General features: G+C 67.1%; 19 protein-coding genes and 1 tRNA gene. 9 read left to right on the forward strand and 11 right to left on the reverse strand.

The genetic code is table 11. From position 1 onward, the window contains the following. The first annotated feature begins 31 nt into the window (after window positions 1-31). Window positions 32-931: a PAC2 family protein gene (locus tag ACLQ3I_RS19140; protein ID WP_425794458.1), complete on the forward strand. Its 900-nt coding sequence runs from the start codon at window positions 32-34 to the stop codon at window positions 929-931. Between the two features lie 18 nt (window positions 932-949). On the opposite strand, the gene ACLQ3I_RS19145 is transcribed toward ACLQ3I_RS19140, so the two are convergent. From ACLQ3I_RS19145 to ACLQ3I_RS19170, 6 genes are all read right to left on the reverse strand, one after another. Beyond that, on the reverse strand, window positions 950-1,258 hold the full coding sequence (locus ACLQ3I_RS19145; protein WP_425794460.1) for a hypothetical protein: 309 nt from the start codon (window positions 1,256-1,258) through the stop codon (window positions 950-952). Window positions 1,259-1,389: 131 nt separating this feature from the next. Next, entirely contained in the window at window positions 1,390-2,631 is a 1,242-nt protein-coding gene (gene mshC, locus ACLQ3I_RS19150; protein ID WP_425803994.1) for a cysteine--1-D-myo-inosityl 2-amino-2-deoxy-alpha-D-glucopyranoside ligase, read from the reverse strand. 75 nt (window positions 2,632-2,706) lie between these two features. Continuing rightward, window positions 2,707-3,615, reverse strand: coding sequence for an SCO1664 family protein (locus ACLQ3I_RS19155; protein WP_425794464.1), 909 nt, complete (start codon window positions 3,613-3,615; stop codon window positions 2,707-2,709). Window position 3,616: 1 nt separating this feature from the next. Continuing rightward, window positions 3,617-4,309, reverse strand: a complete 693-nt coding sequence (locus ACLQ3I_RS19160) for a DUF3090 domain-containing protein (protein ID WP_425794466.1) — start codon at window positions 4,307-4,309, stop codon at window positions 3,617-3,619. A gap of 25 nt (window positions 4,310-4,334) precedes the next feature. Further along, complete coding sequence (locus ACLQ3I_RS19165; RefSeq protein ID WP_425803996.1) at window positions 4,335-5,117, reverse strand: MSMEG_4193 family putative phosphomutase; 783 nt, start codon at window positions 5,115-5,117, stop codon at window positions 4,335-4,337. Between the two features lie 71 nt (window positions 5,118-5,188). Next, window positions 5,189-6,031 (reverse strand): undecaprenyl-diphosphate phosphatase, encoded by an 843-nt coding sequence (locus ACLQ3I_RS19170; protein ID WP_425803998.1) that lies wholly within the window; start codon window positions 6,029-6,031, stop codon window positions 5,189-5,191. Between the two features lie 140 nt (window positions 6,032-6,171). Here ACLQ3I_RS19170 and ACLQ3I_RS19175 point away from each other — a divergent pair, with 140 nt between their 5' ends. From ACLQ3I_RS19175 to ACLQ3I_RS19185, 3 genes are read left to right on the forward strand one after another with little or no spacing between them, the layout of a single operon-like run. Then, a complete protein-coding gene (locus tag ACLQ3I_RS19175; RefSeq protein WP_425804063.1) occupies window positions 6,172-7,284 on the forward strand; it encodes a YncE family protein in 1,113 nt (370 codons plus the stop codon). 2 nt (window positions 7,285-7,286) lie between these two features. Further along, window positions 7,287-7,622, forward strand: coding sequence for a DUF5703 family protein (locus tag ACLQ3I_RS19180; protein ID WP_425794533.1), 336 nt, complete (start codon window positions 7,287-7,289; stop codon window positions 7,620-7,622). Further along, a complete protein-coding gene (locus ACLQ3I_RS19185; protein WP_425804000.1) occupies window positions 7,616-8,716 on the forward strand; it encodes a quinone-dependent dihydroorotate dehydrogenase in 1,101 nt (366 codons plus the stop codon). Before ACLQ3I_RS19180 ends, ACLQ3I_RS19185 begins: the two co-directional genes overlap by 7 nt. Before the next feature lie 44 nt (window positions 8,717-8,760). On the opposite strand, the gene ACLQ3I_RS19190 is transcribed toward ACLQ3I_RS19185, so the two are convergent. Together ACLQ3I_RS19190 and ACLQ3I_RS19195 are read right to left on the reverse strand one after the other, a co-directional pair. After that, window positions 8,761-9,306 (reverse strand): YbhB/YbcL family Raf kinase inhibitor-like protein, encoded by a 546-nt coding sequence (locus ACLQ3I_RS19190; RefSeq protein ID WP_425794534.1) that lies wholly within the window; start codon window positions 9,304-9,306, stop codon window positions 8,761-8,763. 56 nt (window positions 9,307-9,362) lie between these two features. Beyond that, window positions 9,363-10,709 (reverse strand): M20/M25/M40 family metallo-hydrolase, encoded by a 1,347-nt coding sequence (locus ACLQ3I_RS19195; protein ID WP_425804002.1) that lies wholly within the window; start codon window positions 10,707-10,709, stop codon window positions 9,363-9,365. A gap of 67 nt (window positions 10,710-10,776) precedes the next feature. Here ACLQ3I_RS19195 and ACLQ3I_RS19200 point away from each other — a divergent pair. From ACLQ3I_RS19200 to ACLQ3I_RS19210, 3 genes are all read left to right on the forward strand, one after another. Further along, a tRNA-Leu gene (locus ACLQ3I_RS19200) sits at window positions 10,777-10,865 on the forward strand. A gap of 185 nt (window positions 10,866-11,050) precedes the next feature. Continuing rightward, window positions 11,051-11,464: a Zn-ribbon domain-containing OB-fold protein gene (locus tag ACLQ3I_RS19205; protein WP_425804065.1), complete on the forward strand. Its 414-nt coding sequence runs from the start codon at window positions 11,051-11,053 to the stop codon at window positions 11,462-11,464. 17 nt (window positions 11,465-11,481) lie between these two features. Continuing rightward, a complete protein-coding gene (locus tag ACLQ3I_RS19210) occupies window positions 11,482-12,627 on the forward strand; it encodes a thiolase family protein (RefSeq protein ID WP_425794476.1) in 1,146 nt (381 codons plus the stop codon). Between the two features lie 22 nt (window positions 12,628-12,649). Here ACLQ3I_RS19210 and ACLQ3I_RS19215 read toward each other — a convergent pair whose 3' ends face one another. Continuing rightward, a complete protein-coding gene (locus ACLQ3I_RS19215) occupies window positions 12,650-13,585 on the reverse strand; it encodes a mechanosensitive ion channel family protein (protein WP_425794478.1) in 936 nt (311 codons plus the stop codon). Window positions 13,586-13,693: 108 nt separating this feature from the next. On the opposite strand from ACLQ3I_RS19215, the gene ACLQ3I_RS19220 reads away from it, so the two are divergent. Both ACLQ3I_RS19220 and ACLQ3I_RS19225 read left to right on the forward strand, forming a co-directional pair. Beyond that, the gene (locus ACLQ3I_RS19220; RefSeq protein ID WP_425804005.1) at window positions 13,694-14,752 is read left to right on the forward strand and encodes a nucleoside hydrolase; all 1,059 of its coding nucleotides are present in this window, start codon (window positions 13,694-13,696) and stop codon (window positions 14,750-14,752) included. Window positions 14,753-14,792: 40 nt separating this feature from the next. After that, complete coding sequence (locus ACLQ3I_RS19225; protein ID WP_425804007.1) at window positions 14,793-15,746, forward strand: LLM class F420-dependent oxidoreductase; 954 nt, start codon at window positions 14,793-14,795, stop codon at window positions 15,744-15,746. Between the two features lie 69 nt (window positions 15,747-15,815). Here the strand turns inward: ACLQ3I_RS19225 and ACLQ3I_RS19230 are convergent, their stop codons facing one another. Both ACLQ3I_RS19230 and ACLQ3I_RS19235 read right to left on the reverse strand, forming a co-directional pair. Beyond that, a complete protein-coding gene (locus tag ACLQ3I_RS19230; RefSeq protein WP_425804009.1) occupies window positions 15,816-17,153 on the reverse strand; it encodes a lysine N(6)-hydroxylase/L-ornithine N(5)-oxygenase family protein in 1,338 nt (445 codons plus the stop codon). 179 nt (window positions 17,154-17,332) lie between these two features. Next, window positions 17,333-17,632 carry a hypothetical protein gene (locus ACLQ3I_RS19235; RefSeq protein WP_425804011.1) on the reverse strand — a complete coding sequence of 100 codons (300 nt, stop codon included), beginning with the start codon at window positions 17,630-17,632 and terminating at the stop codon, window positions 17,333-17,335. Window positions 17,633-17,812 lie beyond the last annotated feature (180 nt).

The raw sequence follows: 17,812 nt of genomic DNA on the forward strand, positions 1-17,812 counted from the left end.
CTCTCTCGGGGTTCGGTCGTAGGCTGGTTCAGTGAACGCTGAGCAGAGGTCGAACCTTCCCCAGCTGCGCAAGCCCATCCTGTTGGCCGCCTTCGAGGGGTGGAATGACGCGGGGGACGCTGCCAGCAGCGCGATCGAGCATCTGGCGCTCACCTGGGATGCCGTTCCACTCGCCGATATCGACTCCGAGGACTACTACGACTTCCAGGTGAACCGACCCACGGTCAAGCAGATCGACGGGGTCACCCGACGGATCGACTGGCCCACCACGTCCATTTCCTATTGCACCCCCCAAGGTGCGGACCGTGACATCGTACTCGTTCGCGGCATCGAGCCGAACATGCGCTGGCGGGCATTCTGCGCAGAGATCGTGGACCTCGCTCGACAACTGGATGTCGAGACGACAGTCATGCTCGGCGCTCTCCTCGCCGACACGCCTCACACGCGTCCTGTTCCGGTGACCGGAACCGCTTACAGCAGTGAGTCGGCCGCGCAGTTCAACCTCGCGGAGAGCCGCTACGAGGGCCCCACCGGGATCACGGGCGTACTCCAGGACCTGTTCGTCCAGGCGGGGCTGCCGGCGGTGTCGTTCTGGGCCGCGGTGCCCCATTACGTCTCCACTCCCCCGAACCCGAAGGCGACGGTGGCACTGCTGAACCGTGTCGAGGAGGTCCTCGATGTGGAGGTGCCGCTGGCGACGCTGCCCGAGCAGGCCGAGGAGTGGGAACGTGCGGTCACCGAGATGACCGAGGACGACGAGGAGATCGCCGATTATGTGCGCGGGCTCGAAGAGCGCGGCGACGCCGAACTCGACGCCGATGACGTGATGGCCAAGATCGACGGGGACGCCCTCGCCGCCGAATTTGAGCGCTACCTCAAGCGTCGCGGACCGGGCGGGGCCGGACGCGGCCAGGGATCGTTCGGGAGCTGAGAGCGAACAGGCCGGCCCTCAGCCGATCCTCTCGATCGACACGACCGGGGTCGTGATTCGCCACGTGCGCACGTCCGGGTCATCGGCGGCCCGGACCCAGAACTGGGCGGATTCGCCGATCCGGCAGGACTTCACGCCCAGGAGCGGGATGTCCTCGGAATCGCGACGCAGCCGACTGACGGCCCATTCGTCACTCTCCGTGCCACCCACCCCCGGCGCCCTGAGCAACGTCATGTCTTCGAAGTCCAGCAGGTAGGTCGATGTGCGGGTCACCACCGTCCACACCCCGGCAGTGGTGTCGGGATCGATTTGCTGAGCGCGTGCCACGGAAGAACTGTACCGATCCCGTTTCCTACCTTCGCGACGACGTCGGGTGGTTCTCCCCGGACTCGTGCTGCCCCGGACTCCTGCTTCCCGGACTCCTGCTGCCCGGTCTCCTGCTGCCCCTGACTGTTCGGCTAGGGCAGTGCGACGCCGAGCAACGCGTCGACGGCGTGTTCGACCTCCGCGGGGGCCCCGGCCGACCCGCCGATCCCCTCGGCCACATCGCGGCACCACGCGTCGATCGCGGCCAGCGCCTTCGGGGTGTCGAGGTCATCGGCGAGGTGCTGGCGTACGCGCGCGATCACCGGTGCCGCGTCCGGGCCGGTGGGCGCCGACGTCGCGGTGCGCCACCGCTGTAGCCGCTCCTGCGCCTGGTCGAGAACCGCGTCGGTCCACATCCGGTCGGCCCGATAGTGATCGGCGAGCAGGGCGAGCCGGATCGCAGCCGGGTCCACACCGTCGCGGCGCAGGCCGGAGACGAACACGAGATTGCCGCGGCTCTTCGACATCTTCTCGCCGTCGAGACCGACCATCCCGGTGTGTACGTAGTGACGGGCAAAGCGGCGCGAATCGGTCAGCGCCTCGCCGTGGGCGGCGGAGAACTCGTGATGCGGGAAGATGAGGTCGTTGCCACCACCCTGGATGTCGAACTCGACGCCGAGGCGGTTCAGCGCGATCGCCGAGCACTCGATGTGCCAGCCCGGCCGTCCTGGCCCCTGGGGCGAGTCCCAGGACGGCTCACCGGGGCGCGTCGCGCGCCACAGCAAAGCGTCGAGCGGGTCTCGTTTGCCTGCCCGGTCCGGGTCGCCGCCGCGCTCGGCGAAGAACTTCTCCATCGTCGCGCGGTCGTACCCGGACTCGTAGCCGAACTGTTCGGTCGCGTCCGTGCGGAAATACACGTCGGGATACTCGGCATCGTCGACGACGTAGGCCGCCCCGGACGCCAACAGCTTGCCGACCACCTCGACGACCTCGCCGACCGATTCGATGGCGCCGATGTAGTCGCGCGGCGGGAGCACTCGCAGCGCGGTCATGTCGTCGCGGAACAGCTGGGTCTCGCGTGCACCGAGGTCCTGCCAGTCGATGCCGTCGCGTTCGGCCCGCTCGAAGAGCGGATCGTCGACGTCGGTCACATTCTGCACGTAGTGCACGTCGTGTCCGAGGTCACGCAGCACGCGGTTCACCAGATCGAAGGTGACGTAGGTCGCGGCATGCCCCAGGTGGGTCGCGTCGTAGGGGGTGATCCCACAGACGTACATCGTGGCGGTCTCGCCCGGACTGACGGGACGAACCTGTGCGTCGGAGGTGTCATAGAGGCGGAGTGCCGGCCCGGTGCCCGGCACGGCCGGAAGGGCGGGGTCAGGCCAAGACTGCATGGGTCCACTGTATGGCCCGGCTCGCGACGCGGCCCGCGGGGATCGGATGCTCGACCGTGCGACCTTCGGCAGCGGTCAGAAGGGTGGCCACGGAATCGGCCGGTGACCCGGTGGGTGCGGCATCGTCTCGTGCTCGACGAGCTCGCCGGCACGTACGGCCATCGCGAGGATCTCGTCATCGGTGATGTGCCCGGCCAACTCGGCGGTGAGGGGGTGGTCAGCCGAGGTCAGATGTTCGACGAGGCCGCCGAGATCGGCCAGCAGATGTGTGGGGATCGGCTCGCCCGCCCATCCCCACAGGACGGTCCGCAGCTTGTCGTCGGTATGCAGGCAGATCCCGTGGTCGACGCCGTACACCCCGCCGTCGAGGCCTTCCAGGACGTGACCGCCCTTGCGGTCGGCGTTGTTCAGCACGATGTCGAGCACGGCCATCCGTTGTAGCCGCGGGTCGTCGGCGTGCACGAGGACGACCGGCTCACCGAGCCCGTCGAGCGCGCGGAGGATCGCCTTGTAGCCGGTCGGAACGGTGTCGGCGGGACACAGGTCGACCAGGTCGACCCGCGGGATCGGGAGGTCGACGGCCGCTCCCGCTCTCGATGGCGGCTCGTCGTTCTCCGCGGTCACCACCCACCGCTGCACCATTCCCGGTCCCAATGGACCGTCACGGTGGATGGTCGTCGGGATGACCGACCAACCGAGTGCCTCCGACACCAGAAACGACGACACCTCGCGCCCGGCGAGCGTGCCGTCGGGGAAATCCCACAGCGGCACCTCGCCCCGGACCGGCTTGTAGACACAGCGCACCTCGGTGTCCCCGAGGACGGCGTCGCAGACCAGCGTCGCATTGCTCGCCGACGGGATGCGTCCGATGATGACCAGCTCGCCGGTGCGGAGCGCCTCGACCTCGGCAGCACCGCGATCGTCTCGGCGGTCGCCGGAACCCGACGTCTCGGGCCCGGGCGCGGACGGTTCTCCGACGGTCACATCAGTCCTGCGGGTTCGGACCGGGATCGGTGTCGTCGTCCGGGTCGGTCGGATCCACGTCCAGGTAACCGCCCTCGTCCTGGATCGTCAGGTTCCGGAACACCTCGGGATCGACGAAGTCGAGCGATTTGCTGAGTTCGGCATCGCGTTTGTAGCCGTTGGTCCGCACGCACAGGTGGCCGTCCGGATCGAGTGGTTCGTGGCAGAGCGGGCAGGGCTGCCGGCCGGCCGAGATCACGCGTGAGGAACGGGCGGCGAACTCACGGGCCGCCTCGGTGGTGAGGAACACCCGAACGGCGTCGGGTCCCTCGTCGGTGTCGTCGAGGACGACGCTCTCGTCGAACTCTCCCTCCGTGATCGCCAGCAGCTCCACCACGACGGCCTCGGATTCGGCATCCCAGCCCAGGCCCATCGTGCCGACGCGGAATTCCGCGTCCACCGGCATCACCAGCGGACTGAGGTCGCCGACCTGGTCGCTCTCCGGGGGAATGGCCGTCCCGAATCGACGGTGGATCTCGTCGAGCAGCGCACCGATGCGGTCGGCCAGGATGGCCACCTGCTGCTTCTCCAGCATCACGCTGACGATTCTCGTCTCGTGCACGGCCTGGAGGTAGAACGTTCGGTCGCCCGGCTGGCCGACCGTACCGGCAACGAACCGGTCCGGGGTTCGGAACACGTGTATCGCGCGAGACATCACACCTCCTTGGCTTGTTCGTCCATTATCCGCGTGCGAGGGGGGTGGCCGCAGCCTTGTCGCCACGATCGCGACCGTCGACGCCGGAGGCACCTCCCACCACGGCGTCCTCACCTGCGGCGACCTCGGCGGATCCGTCACGCGGCCCGTCCTTCTCGCGGTGCGGTGGCGGGACCGACAGGACCGCCGTGCTGTTGACGGTGTGCACATACGGGCGGGTGGAGCCGTATCGGATGACGCTGATCGATGCGGGTTCGACGACGATGCGCTGGAACGAATCGAGATGCATGCCCATCGCGTCGGCGATCACCGCCTTGATCACGTCGCCATGCGAACACGCAACCCAGACGCCGCTGCCGTCCTCGCCCCCGTGCACCCGGTCGAGGTCGCGGATCGCGGCGACGGCCCGCGCCTGGACAGCTGCAAGGCCCTCCCCGCCGGGGAACACGGCGGCCGACGGATGCTGCTGCACGGTCTTCCAGAGCGGCTCCGAGAACAACTCCTTGATGGGCTTGTTCGTCCACTCGCCGTAGTCGACCTCCGCAAGGGCGTCCACCACGAGTTCGGGGACGTCACGCTGGTCATCGGCGCCCAGCACAGCCATCAACGGCGCCACGGTCTGCGCACAGCGATCCAACGGGGAACGCGCGACCGCGGCGATCTCGCCGATGCACACTCCGAGCCGGTCGATCAGGGCAGCGGCCTGCTCTCGCCCCTTGTCGTCGAGTGACACTCCGGGCGTCCGCCCGGCGAGCACCCCCGAGGTGTTGGCCGTGGAACGTCCGTGTCGCACCAGAATCACGGTCATGTCTCAACCATAGGCGTAGCCAACAACATGGATCGCGACGCGACAGTCCGCCGACCTCATGCCCGGTCCACTCACGTGGCGCTGATCACACCCCCGGCGAGGAGGCCCATCACGATGAGGCCGAGGATCACCCGGTATGCGCCGAACCAGTTCATCGAATGGGCGCTGACGAAGCGCAGCAGCCAGGCGATCGACGCATAACCGATGACGAAGGCGATGAGAGTGGCGACCAGCAGTTGCGATCCGGATGCCTCCATCCCCTCGCCGCTGGGGTCGAAAGCGTCGGGGAGGCTGAACAGTCCCGACGCGGTCACCGCCGGGATGGCGAGCAGGAACGAGAAACGGAAGGCCGCCTCTCGCTCGAGCCCCAGGAAGAGTCCGGCGCTGGCGGTCGCGCCCGAACGCGAGACCCCGGGGACCAACGCCAGACACTGGGCCAGTCCCATCACCACGCCGTCCCGCAATGTCAGCTGCTCCATCGAGCGTTCCTTGCGTCCGTAGCGCTCGGCGAGCCAGATGACGCCGGCGAACACGATCAGCACGGTCGCGACCAGCCAGAGGTTGCGCCCGGATGTCCGGATCTGGTCCTTGAACAGGAATCCCAGGACACCGATCGGGATGGTCGCGAAGATCACGTACCAGCCGATGCGGTAGTCGAGGCCGCGCTCCTCCTCGTTCGTCAGACCGCGGAACCACGCCGCCACGATCCGCACGATGTCGCGCGCGAAGTAGACCAGCACGGCGGCTTCGGTCCCGAGCTGGGTGACCGCGGTGAACGAGGCGCCGGCATCCCCGCCGAACATGATCTCCGAGGCGATCCGCAGATGGCCCGACGACGAGATCGGCAGGAACTCGGTGAGACCTTGCAGGGCACCGAGCACGATCGACTGGGCCCACGTCATGGTGTCTGTCACGGCGGCTGATGCTACGTGGAAACCCGCTGCGGCACCGCATCGCCCGCACCGGCGTTTCCCGGCATCCGCCGCAGATCCGACACGAGCCGTCGACGCGACCCCGCGCGTCCCGGATCGGCGTCGTGACGCAAGATGGTGAGATGCACGTGCCGAGATCACCGCGCCGGAGCCCCCTGTTCACCGCGGTGCGCAGGCCTGCGCCGATCGCCGCCGGGATCGTCGCGATCGCTGCCGTCGTGCTGGTGTCGGGTTGCGGATCGTCCGGCGACAGTTCGTCCACCCCGAACGTGCCGACCGTCACACCGGCGACCGCCGAGCAGGCCCCGCCCGGTCCGGCTGCCGCGCCGGCCGGTGTGGTGGTGCCGACTCCCGCGAACAGCCGTGGACTGGCGATCGACTCGGGCACCGTCGCGGTGCTCGATCCGGCCGGGACCACCGTCCTGCGTTACGCCACCGACCGCATTTCCGACGCTCCGCGACGATCGACGACACCCCCACTGACCCGCATCGTCGGCAGTGGCGACGGTTCGTTCCTCGGCGTCGGACCGGACGTCATCGCGCGCATCGCCGCCGACGGCGCGGTGACCACCACCCCGATCTCGGCTACCGACCCGACCGCGTTGGCACGCACCGCATCCGGGCAGGTGCTCGTCGGTACCGACGACGGTCGACTGTTGGTCTTCGATCGCGATCTGAAGCCGGGCCGGGTCATCGACAAGTTCATCCGGGTCGATGACATCACCGTCTCCCCACCGGGCGCCGACCTCTCCGACGAACAGGTCGTCGTTCTCGATCGTGCACAGTCCTCGGTCACCCCGGTCACCATCGCCGACGGCGACCTCGGTCCCGCACTGAGGGCGGGCAACGGGGCCACCAACTCCACCGTCGACCGATACGGGCGTGTGCTGGTCGCCAACACGCGCGACGACGAGGTCGTCGGATTCTTCGGATCCCCGCTGGTCATGCGATTCCGGTATCCCGTGCCGGCCGGCCCGTACGCCGTAGACTACGACGACACCCACAACCTGATGTGGGTGTCGACGACGGCGAACAACGAGGTGGTGGCCTATGACCTGTCCGGTGGCGAACCCGTGGCGAAGCATCGGTTCCCGGCCGTCGCCCAACCGGACAGTATCGCCGTCGACGACGGGTCGGGCACCGTGTTCGTCCTCTCGACCCGGGGCGGACTCCAGATCGCCCCGCCGGATTACATGTTGCGCGGGGTCGCGCCCGTCACACCATCGGGTCCGTGACGATGTCGCCTGACCCCCACACCGACGGCATCGCTGCTCGCCACGGCCGGGCGATATCCCGGTCGGGGCAGCGCCATCCACGTGGCTGGGAGGTCACCTCCGACACCCACGAGTGTGTGCTCCTCACCCTGCCTCCCGATGTCACCCGGGTCACCGCGTCGATGCGCCTGTCCATCGAGGCGGAGTTCGGCGGCTGGGAGCTCAAGCGCGTTCGGCTCTACTCCGACGGCACCCGGAAGGTGTTGCTACGCCGAAAGAAGCCACCGCGGACACGGATCATCCTCGACGATGACAGCGTCAGTTCCGGCTACCCGGACGCAGGGGCCACCGCATGCTGAGTCGGATCAACGCCGCGGTGTACCCGATCCTGCTCCGGCTGATGTTCCGTCTCTCGCCGGAACGCATCCACGGCCTCGCGTTCGGGGCCATCGCATTCGCCGGCCGGAACCCGTTGCTGCGCTACGGCACCGCGAAGGTACTGGCACCCGAGGATCCGCTGCTCCGGCAACGCGTGTTCGGTGTCGACTTCCCCGCTCCCCTCGGCCTGGCGGCCGGGTTCGACAAGAGCGCCTCGGCCGTGAACGCCTGGGGCCAGATCGGATTCGGCTATGCGGAGATCGGGACCATCACCGGAAAGGCTCAGCCCGGCAATCCCACGCCGCGACTGTTCCGCCTTCCCGCGGATCGGGCGCTGATCAATCGGATGGGTTTCAACAATCCCGGCGCCCGCGAAGCCGCACAGCATCTCCGTGCACTGCGACCCGGCCCGAAGAGCGTGCCGATCGGGGCGAACATCGGCAAGACGAAGGTGGTCCCCGTCGAGGAGGCGGTGGACGACTACCGGTTCAGCGCCCGCACCCTCGGGCCCCTCGCCGACTTCGTCGTGGTCAACGTCAGCTCGCCCAACACGCCGGGCCTCCGCGACCTCCAGGCCGTCGACTCGTTGCGACCGATCCTGGCGGCGGTGCAGGAAGAGGTCACGGTACCGGTCCTGGTGAAGATCGCTCCCGATCTCGCCGACGCGGACATCGACGCCGTTGCCGATCTCGCCGTCGAACTCGGGCTCGGCGGGATCGTGGCGACCAACACGACCATCGAGCGCAGCGGGCTACAGACCCCTGCCGACGACGTCTCCGCCCTCGGCGCGGGCGGGCTGTCCGGGGCCCCGCTCGCCGACCGGTCACTGACCGTGCTTCGCCGACTCCATGCGCGGGTCGGCGGACGGGTCGCGCTCGTCAGCGTCGGCGGTATCGAGACCGCCGATCAGGCCTGGGAGCGCATCCTGGCCGGCGCCGATCTCCTGCAGGGCTACACCGGATTCATCTACGGCGGACCCTTGTGGGTCAAGGAGATCCACGACGGCATCGCCGAACGGGTGCGAGCCGGCGGCTTCGCGAGCCTGGCCGACGCGGTCGGCAGCGCGGTTTCGTAGTCGGGACACACGGTATTCGCGTGTCCTGACCACGATTCGGCAACTCAGATGTCCTCGGAAGCCTGTTCGTGGGTGCCGACGACGGTGGCCCGCGCGATTGCATGCGAGAACAGGTTGAAGCCGAGGTACGCAGGGGTCGCGCCGTCGGGCAGACCGAGCGACTCGACGTCGACGGCGTGCACCACCACAAAGTAGCGATGGGGACCGTGTCCGGGCGGCGGCGCCGCGCCGATGAAGCGCTTCTGTGCCGCGTCGTTGGCCAGCGTGACCGCACCCGAGGGCAGCCCGCTACCGGTGTCGTCACCGGCGCCCGCGGGCAGCGAGGTCACCGAGACCGGGATGTCAGCAACCGCCCAGTGCCAGAAACCCGATGCCGTAGGCGCATCCGGGTCGTACACCGTGACCGCGAAACTCTTGGTCTCCGAGGGGAATCCGGACCAGGTCAGTTGCGGCGACAGATCTTCGCCGCCTGCCCCCATGATCCCGCTCACCTGCTCGTTGCGCAGCGGCCCGCCGTCGGCGATGCTCTCCGACGTCAGGGTGAAGCCGGGCAGTGTCGGTAGCGGGTCGTACGGGTTGAACGCCATCAGAACACCTTTCTCGGGTCAGCGCGGAACAGGTCGAACGCGCATCGGACTCCAGTACATCAACTGTGTAGCAGAAAGTGCTCGAACACCTTGGTTCCGAACACCACCGCGTCGACCGGTACACGTTCGTCGACACCGTGGAACAATGCGGCGAAATCCAGCTCCGGCGGGAGTTGCAATGGCGCGAAGCCGAAGCAACGGACACCGAGCTTGGCGAACGCCTTCGCGTCGGTGCCGCCCGAGAGCATGTACGGAACCGTCATGCCCTGTGGATCATGCGCGAGAATCGCGTCGTTCATCGCGTCGACCAGATGACCGTCGAAGGTCGTCTCATACGAGTCGAGGTGGGTGATCCACTCGCGGGTCACGTTGGGGCCGATGAGCTCGTCGACCTCCTTCTCGAACGCCTCCAGACGCCCGGGCAGCACACGACAGTCGACGACGGCCTCCGCCTTCTGCGGGATCACGTTGGCCTTGTAGCCGGCCTTGAGCATCGTCGGGTTCGCGGTGTCGCGCAGTGTGGCGCCGATGATGCGGGCCAGATTGCCGAGCTTGAACAACGTCGTGTCGAGGTCCGGGGCGTCGGGGCGCAGATCCAGGCCGGTCTCGTCGGAGACCGTGGCCAGGAACTGACTCACCGATTCGGTCATCACCAGCGGAAAGGTGTGCCGGCCAAGGCGGGCAACGGCTTCCGCGACTTCGGTGACCGCGTTGTCGGAGTGCAGGAAGGAGCCGTGCCCAGCGGTGGCGTCGGCCGTCAAACGCATCCACGACAGACCCTTCTCGGCGGTCTCGACCAGATAGAGACGCCGCTGCGTACCGTCGGGCCGATCGATGGTGAGGGAGAAACCGCCGACCTCTCCGACCGCCTCGGTGATCCCCTCGAAGAGGTCGGGCCGATTCTCGACCAGCCAGTGTGAACCCCAGGTGCCGCCGGCCTCCTCATCGGCGAGGAAGGCGAAGACGATCTCCCGCGGAGGCACGGTGCCGTCGCGTTTGAATTGACGCGCGAGCGCCAGCGCCATGCCGACCATGTCCTTCATGTCGATCGCACCGCGCCCCCAGATGTAGCCGTCGGAGACGGTCCCGGAGAACGGGTGCACGCTCCAGTCCGCGGGTTCCGCGGGGACCACGTCGAGATGACCGTGCACGAGCAGTGCCCCGCGGTCGGAGTCGACCGGTCCCGGGAGACGCGCGAAGATGTTGCCCCGTCCCGGTCGTCCGGACTCGACGTACTGGGTGGTGTACCCGACCTCCTCGAGGAGTTGCGCTACCCATTTCGCGCATTCCTCTTCGCCTTTGGTGGTATCCGCCTCGCCGGTGTTGGTCGTGTCGAACCGGATGAGACGGCTCACGATGTCGACCACTTCGTCGACCGCACGATCGGGTACAGGCTGGGAAGTCACCCCTCACTCCTACGGGATTTGGGATAGACGGGCAACCTCGGTTAGGGTTATGCCCGCGCTACGAGAGGTCCGAGTGGCGGAATGGCAGACGCGCTAGCTTGAGGTGCTAGTGCCCTATTAACGGGCGTGGGGGTTCAAGTCCCCCCTCGGACACCACCTTCGGGATGACCAGGTCATCTCATCTCGATTCACCCCGGCCACGGCCGGGGTTTTTCTTTTCCCGTCACGAGCAGTACCGGTGGTGTGCTGCGCCGACCGTGTGAGAATGCCATTTTCATATTCGGAAACGTCGAGTACGATCACGAAGAATCCATTGTCCGACGATGCCGGAGGAAAAGACCATGCCCAAGGCGCTGGCGCCAGAGATCTCCACCTGGCCCGACAAGGACGCGCAGCTGATCGGCACGAGGTGCGGCGCGTGCGAGTTCACCACGTTCCCCACCCAGGACTACTGCCCCAAATGCAGTTCGGGTGACACCTCGGATGTCCTTCTTCCCCGGACCGGGACCCTGGTGGCCTGGACCGTCCAGGGATTTCCTCCCGGCGCTCCCTACATCGGTCCCACCGGAGACGACTTCGTCCCGTTCGGCGTCGGTTTGGTGCAGCTCGACGACGTGGTGCGGGTGGAGGGCCGGCTCACCGAGAACGACCCGACCAAGTTGCAGTTCGGACAGGCCGTCGCACTGACCATGATCCCGCTCGCCACCGACGACGACGGTGACGAGATCTACACCTTCGCCTTCGCCCCGGCCTGACCCCAGAGAGGAACCCCATGACCAACGACGTAGCCATCATCGGCGTCGGCCTCCATCCCTTCGGTCGCTTCGACAAGACCGCCATGCAGATGGGCGCAGAGGCCATCCAGCTCGCTCTCGGCGATGCCGGTGTCGAGTGGAAGGACATCCAATTCGGCTTCGGCGGAAGCTACGAGATCTCGAACCCGGATGCCGTCACCCGGCTGGTCGGACTGACTGGTATCACCTTCACCAACGTCTTCAACGCCTGCGCCACGTCGGCCAGCGCCATCCAGCAGACCGCCGACACCATCCGCCTCGGCACCTACGACATCGGGATCGCGGTCGGCATGGACAAGCACCCGCGCGGGGCGTTCACCGACAACCCGGCCAAGCTGGCGCTCCCCCAGTGGTACGCGCAGAACGGGCAGTTCCTGACCACCAAGTTCTTCGGGATCAAGGCCAACCGCTACATCCACGACCACAACATCTCGCAGGCCACCCTCGCCGAGGTCGCGGCCAAGAACTTCCGCAACGGCGAGCGGAACCCGAACGCGTTCCGACGCACCCCGATCCCCGCCGACCAGATCCTGAACTCGGCAATGGTCAACTACCCGCTGACGCAGTACATGTTCTGCTCGCCAGACGAGGGCGCGGCGGCGGTGATCATGTGCCGCGGGGACATTGCCCACAAGTTCACCGACAAACCGGTGTTCTTGCGTGCCAGTGAGATCCGCACACGTCGCTACGGCGCCTATGAGGTGCACGCCACCTCAGCGCCGATCGAGGAGGACGTGTCGCCGACGGTCTACGCGGCGCGGGCGGCCTACGAGCGGGCCGGTATCGGGCCCGAGGACGTCGACATCGCCCAGCTGCAGGACACCGACGCCGGTGCCGAGGTCATCCACATGGCCGAGACCGGTCTGTGCAAGGACGGGGAACAGGAGCAGCTGCTCGCCGACGGCGAGACCGAGATCACCGGCTCGATCCCGGTCAACACCGACGGCGGGCTGATCGCCAACGGCGAGCCGATCGGCGCGTCCGGGCTCCGCCAGATGCACGAACTCGTGCGTCAACTGCGCGGGGAAGCCGGCGACCGACAGGTGCCCGGATCACCCAAGGTCGGGTTGGCCCAGGTCTATGGCGCCCCGGGCACCGCCTCGGCGACGATCGTCTCGCTCTGACCGCTCGGCTACGGACAACCCCTCATCGACCTGCCGTGATCGCCGCCATTCCGTTGCGGTACGGCAGGTCGATGTCGTTCGCGTCATAGCTGCGCAGGATCGCGCGGCGGATACGTCTTTGCAGCGACCACTGCGCGTTCGGCTTGGTCTTCAGCGTCATCCGCAGAACCACCATGTCGGGCGCGACCTCCTGGATTCCGAGCATCTCGGGGGTGCCGAGCACGTCGGCGGCCACCGACTCGTCGGCCAGTACCTCGTTGGCGGCCTCCAGCGCGACCTCCTGGGCACGGTCGAGATCCGCGGTCAGCGCGACCGGCACCTCGACCCGCGCCACCGCATACTCCTGGCTCATGTTGCCGACACGGGCGATCTCACCGTTGCGGACATACCAGAGCGTGCCGTCGAGATCACGCACCGTGGTGATGCGCAGACCCACCGACTCGACCTCGCCGATGGCCTCGCCGAGATCGACGATGTCACCGACCCCGTACTGGTCCTCGAGAAGCATGAACACACCGGACACGAAGTCCTTGACCAGGTTCTGCGCGCCAAAACCGATCGCCAGGCCGACGACCCCGGCCGACGCGATGAACGGCGCGATGTTGACGCCGAGGACGCTCAGGATCGACAACACGACCCACACCAGCAGAATGATCGACACCGTCGACTTGAGGACGGAGCCGATCGTCTTGGCCCGCTGGGCCCTACGCTCAGCAACCGCCGGGTTGCGCGCGGCGGCGGGAGTCCGTTCCCGTAGGTGACGTAGCAACGCGGGCTTCCGCTGATCCGAGTTGCCGGCCTCCACCTTGGGCCGCCTGGTGGCCCGATCGATCGCGCGGTGCAGCAGGTAGCGCACGATCAGCGCGATAACGATGTAAGTCACGATGCGGATCGGGGTCTCGATGATCCACTCGCGATTTGTCTCCGTCCATTCGAAGGCCAGGGTTTGAGCTGTCATGGTGACGACCGTACGGATGTGATCGGCCATGTCCAGTCGTGACCGCTGTCAGCCGCTGTGTGGGGCGTGCGGTGCGTCGAATCTCACGATGCGGTCCACAATGGGACGGTGACCCGACTCTTCCTCGATTGCGATACCGGCATCGACGACTCGCTCGCCCTCCTCTATCTCCTCGGCCGCCGCGAAGTCGACCTGGTCGGGATCGTGTCGACGGCGGGCAACGTCCCGGTGGACGTGGTCACCGCCAACAACCTGGCGTGGCTCGAGTTGTGCGGACGCACCGACATCCCCGTGCACACCGGGTCGCCGGACCCGCTCACGGCCGAGCTGATGACGACCGAGGACACCCATGGTCCGCTCGGCATCGGGTACGCCGAGCTCCCGCCCGCCACACAGTCGGCCAGTCGGGTCGACGCCGCCGATGCCTGGATCGAAGCGGCCATGGCATACCCCGGCGAACTGATCGGCCTGGTGACCGGCCCGTTGACCTCCCTGGCCACCGCGATCCGGCGGGACCCCGCGCTCCCCACCCGCCTGGCCCGACTTGTGATCATGGGCGGCGCCTTCCATGTGCACGGCAACACCACGCCGACCTCCGAGTGGAACGTCGCGGTGGATCCCGAGGCGGCCGCCGAGGTGTTCGCGGCTTTCGGGCGCGACGACACGGAATCACCCATCGTCTGTCCTCTCGATCTCACCGAGTCGGTGGCGATGACGCCCGATCACCTCGTCCGGCTCGCCGCGACGGCCGGCAGCAGCCCAGTCGAGTACCCCGATCCCACCGACGAGGCCGGCCTGCGGTCGGTCTCCGACAACGCGCTGATCCGGCATCTGATGGACGCGGTGCGCTTCTACCTCGAGTTCCATCACGCCCACGACGAGGGCTACATCGCACATCTCCACGATCCGTTCGCGGCCATGGTCGCACTGGCGCCCGACATCGTGACCACGATCCCCGCGCGTGTCGACATCGAGCTGGTCGGTCGTCACACGCGCGGGATGACCGTCGCAGACGAACGGTCGATGACCGGGGAACCCAACGCACGGATCGCCATCGCGACCGACATCGACGCCGTGTTCGACGATCTGATCGACACGATCGGCACCTTTGCGAGATCGTTTGCACCATCGGACAATTCGGGCAGCGGGATGGTCGCCAGAACGTAGAACGCCTGCGTGCCGGATACCGCAGGCGTAGCGTCGAGCTGTGACCAGACTCGGCTACCAGATCCCCAATTTCACCTATCCCGATGTCACCGCGGATCGCCTCTTCCCCACCGTCGTCGCGCAGGCCGTCGAGGCCGAGGACTCCGGATTCGACACCGTGCTGGTGATGGATCACTTCTATCAGCTCCCCATCCTCGGCACTCCCGACGAACCGATGATCGAGTGCTACACCCTGCTCTCGGCCCTCGCCCAGCACACGTCGAGGGTGAGGTTGTCGGCACTCGTGACGGGTAACACCTATCGCAATCCGACACTTCTCGCCAAGACCGTGACGGCATTGGACGTGGTCTCGGGCGGACGCGCCCAGCTGGGCATCGGCGCCGGCTGGTTCGAACTCGAGCACGACGCGCTGGGCTACGAGTTCGGCACCTTCACCGACCGATTCGAGAAGCTCGAGGAATCCCTGCAGATCGTCCTCGGCATGCTCGGCGGGAAGACGCCGAGCCTCGACGGCAAGTGGTACCGAGTGCGCGACGCGCTCAACGTGCCTGCCCCACTCTCGAAGATCCCCGTCATGATCGGCGGCGGCGGCGAGCGCAAGACACTCCGTATGGTCGCCCAGTACGCCGACGAATCGAATCTCATCTGTGCGGTCGATGACATCGGCCGCAAGCTGGACGCCCTGGCCGCACACTGTGAGCGCCTGGGCCGCAACCGCTCCGAGATCACCGTCAGCCTGCAGACCTCGGCGTGCATCGCGCCGACCCACGACGAGGCGGTCGCCGAGTTCGAGTCGTACCTCGAACGGAATCCTGCGGCGGAAGTCCGACGGGCGAACACCATCGTCGGCGAGCCGGACGAGGTGGGTGCGCGGTTCTCCGAGCTCCTCGCGACCGGCGTGGACGGCGTCACCGTCAACGCGCCCGCCAACGGCCATGTGCCGGGCCGGGTCTCGTTGCTGGGATCGACCCTCGCCCCACTCATCGGCGGCTAGTTCAGCTGGTCGTCATCTCGCACACGGTGCCGCGGATCCCGGTCACGCCGGCCATCTGCTCGGCGTGGGTCACCGGAAACCGTCCCGGCCCGATGCGCTGTCGGCCACGAGACCGCCGTGGGCCGCCTGGCCCGGAATCGCCCCGACCAGCCCGCGGTCGTCGACGATCGCACGAACGATCTCCCCCGACCGGATGGCCATGTTGGAGAGCAGTGTCGAGGTGAGCCCGTGCGTGTGCTCGGAGTTCCCCTGCACGAAGATCCGCCCGGTGATGTCATCGGTGGTCTCGACGCGGTAGCGGCGATCAAGAACGGGACGACCGTGCCGATCCTGTCGACAGTGACCCGCCAGATCGCCCATCAGGTCCGCCAGTGATGTCGGCTCGAAACCGGTGGCAAAAACAACGGCATCACAGTCCAGGACGGTCTCGGTCCCGGTGAGCCGGTGGGCGATGCGGACCCGGGCGGTGTCCGCCCTCTCGGTGACCTCGACCACCTCCGATGCGCCGTGAACGAACATCCGTCGCTCGCCGCTGACGCGCTCGGCGTATTCACGTCGATAGAGATCTTCGATCAGGATCGGGTCCACCGCCGAATAGTTCGTACCGCGGTGGTACTGCATCAGGCGGTCACGCCATGCCGCGTCCGCGGCGAAATACTCGTCGACAGCCTCGGGATCGAAGATCCGGTTCGCATACGGACTGTCGTCTGCGGGCGTGTAACCGTATTTCGCGAAGACCCCGTGGACTTCCGCGTCGGTCTCGTCGTGCAGATACGCCGCGACCTCGGCCGCACTCTGGCCCGCACCGACCACCACGAAGCGGCCATTGGGCCGGCTCGGCAGTTCGGCAAAATGCGCCAGCATCCGATGATTGTGGAAGACACGGGGTCCCGCGGTGACCCCCGTAGGCAATTTCGCGCGCAATCCGCCACCGAGTACCACATTCCGGGCCCGGATCATCCCGTGCGTGGGTGAGACGACCTCGAAGTGATCGTCGGACCATCGAACGGACTTGATCTCGGCCGCGTATTCGACCGGGATGTCGACACGATCTGCCGCCCAGCCGAGATAATCGTGGAACTCGGCTCGCAACGGGAAAAAGTCCTGCCGGTTGATGAAGTGGGTCAGGCGCCCACGCTCGGCGAGATAGTTGAGAAAGGTGTACGCGCTGCGGACGTTGCGCTGCGTCACCAGATCCTTCAAGAAGGAGACCTGCATGGTCGTGCCCGGCAGGAGCATGCCCGAATGCCACCCGAAGGCGTCTTTCTTTTCGAAGAAGCGTGCCGTCACCTTCTCGTGCGAGCCGGCGGAGAGATTGTGCTCCTCGATCGCGATGGCCAAGGCCAGATTCGACGGTCCGAACCCGATGCCGACCACATCGACCAACGGGGAATGGTCACTGGACAAGCGGTACTCCTCTGCGTCGTTCTGTGACAGTGCGCCATTCGGTGACCGATGTCCCGACCCGGCCGATCGCGCCCGTGGCCCACGACGCGCCGCCTCAGGGACACCACGTCCTGCTCACCCCATCGTCCGGTCACCAAGCGACCCATTGGGCGCGGCCACACGACCGACAGAAGGTAAGACTATCCTAACCTGAAGAAAGCGGTTGAATCGCCCTCACTCGCCGGAGCCGTGCCCGTCGGCCGATCCCAGCGGAGATGCCCGACGGGTCGTCGGGTCGTGTGGACCAGCACCGGGCCGACCATGATCGAGGTCACGAGCGCCACCAGGATCACGCGCAGGTAGATCGTGTCGTCGAACATCTGGAGGTTGAGTCCCGACGTCGCCACCACGACCCCGATGACGCCAGGTGCGACGGTCTCCCGCGACCGGACGCCGATCCGATCATCCTGCAGCACATGCTGTCCGGTATCAACAGCCATATCGTGCTGGACCTCGGCATCGTCCTGTGCCGTCCTCGCACAGCATCAGATCTTCTCGCTGAACGAGGCGATCGAGGCTCTTGGCGACAGCGCCTGGCGATTCGCCACGCTACTGGCACTGGAGCCGGGCTTCGTGCGACGAGCGACCATCGCGGCACGCGATCTACAGGTGACCCGTCA

The organism is Gordonia sp. DT101, assembly GCF_049844895.1.
In the GTDB taxonomy this organism is placed as follows: Bacteria; Actinomycetota; Actinomycetes; order Mycobacteriales; family Mycobacteriaceae; genus Gordonia.

Bases quoted from the DNA above. Each gene is read 5' to 3' on its own strand.
- mshC (WP_425803994.1), bottom strand. From the start codon at position 2,631: ATGCAGTCTTGGCCTGACCCCGCCCTTCCGGCCGTGCCGGGCACCGGG.
- ACLQ3I_RS19160 (WP_425794466.1), bottom strand. From the start codon at position 4,309: ATGTCTCGCGCGATACACGTGTTCCGAACCCCGGACCGGTTCGTTGCC.
- ACLQ3I_RS19165 (WP_425803996.1), bottom strand. From the start codon at position 5,117: ATGACCGTGATTCTGGTGCGACACGGACGTTCCACGGCCAACACCTCG.
- ACLQ3I_RS19175 (WP_425804063.1), top strand. From the start codon at position 6,172: ATGCACGTGCCGAGATCACCGCGCCGGAGCCCCCTGTTCACCGCGGTG.
- ACLQ3I_RS19180 (WP_425794533.1), top strand. From the start codon at position 7,287: ATGTCGCCTGACCCCCACACCGACGGCATCGCTGCTCGCCACGGCCGG.
- ACLQ3I_RS19185 (WP_425804000.1), top strand. From the start codon at position 7,616: ATGCTGAGTCGGATCAACGCCGCGGTGTACCCGATCCTGCTCCGGCTG.
- ACLQ3I_RS19205 (WP_425804065.1), top strand. From the start codon at position 11,051: ATGCCCAAGGCGCTGGCGCCAGAGATCTCCACCTGGCCCGACAAGGAC.
- ACLQ3I_RS19210 (WP_425794476.1), top strand. From the start codon at position 11,482: ATGACCAACGACGTAGCCATCATCGGCGTCGGCCTCCATCCCTTCGGT.
- ACLQ3I_RS19215 (WP_425794478.1), bottom strand. From the start codon at position 13,585: ATGACAGCTCAAACCCTGGCCTTCGAATGGACGGAGACAAATCGCGAG.
- ACLQ3I_RS19235 (WP_425804011.1), bottom strand. From the start codon at position 17,632: ATGGCTGTTGATACCGGACAGCATGTGCTGCAGGATGATCGGATCGGC.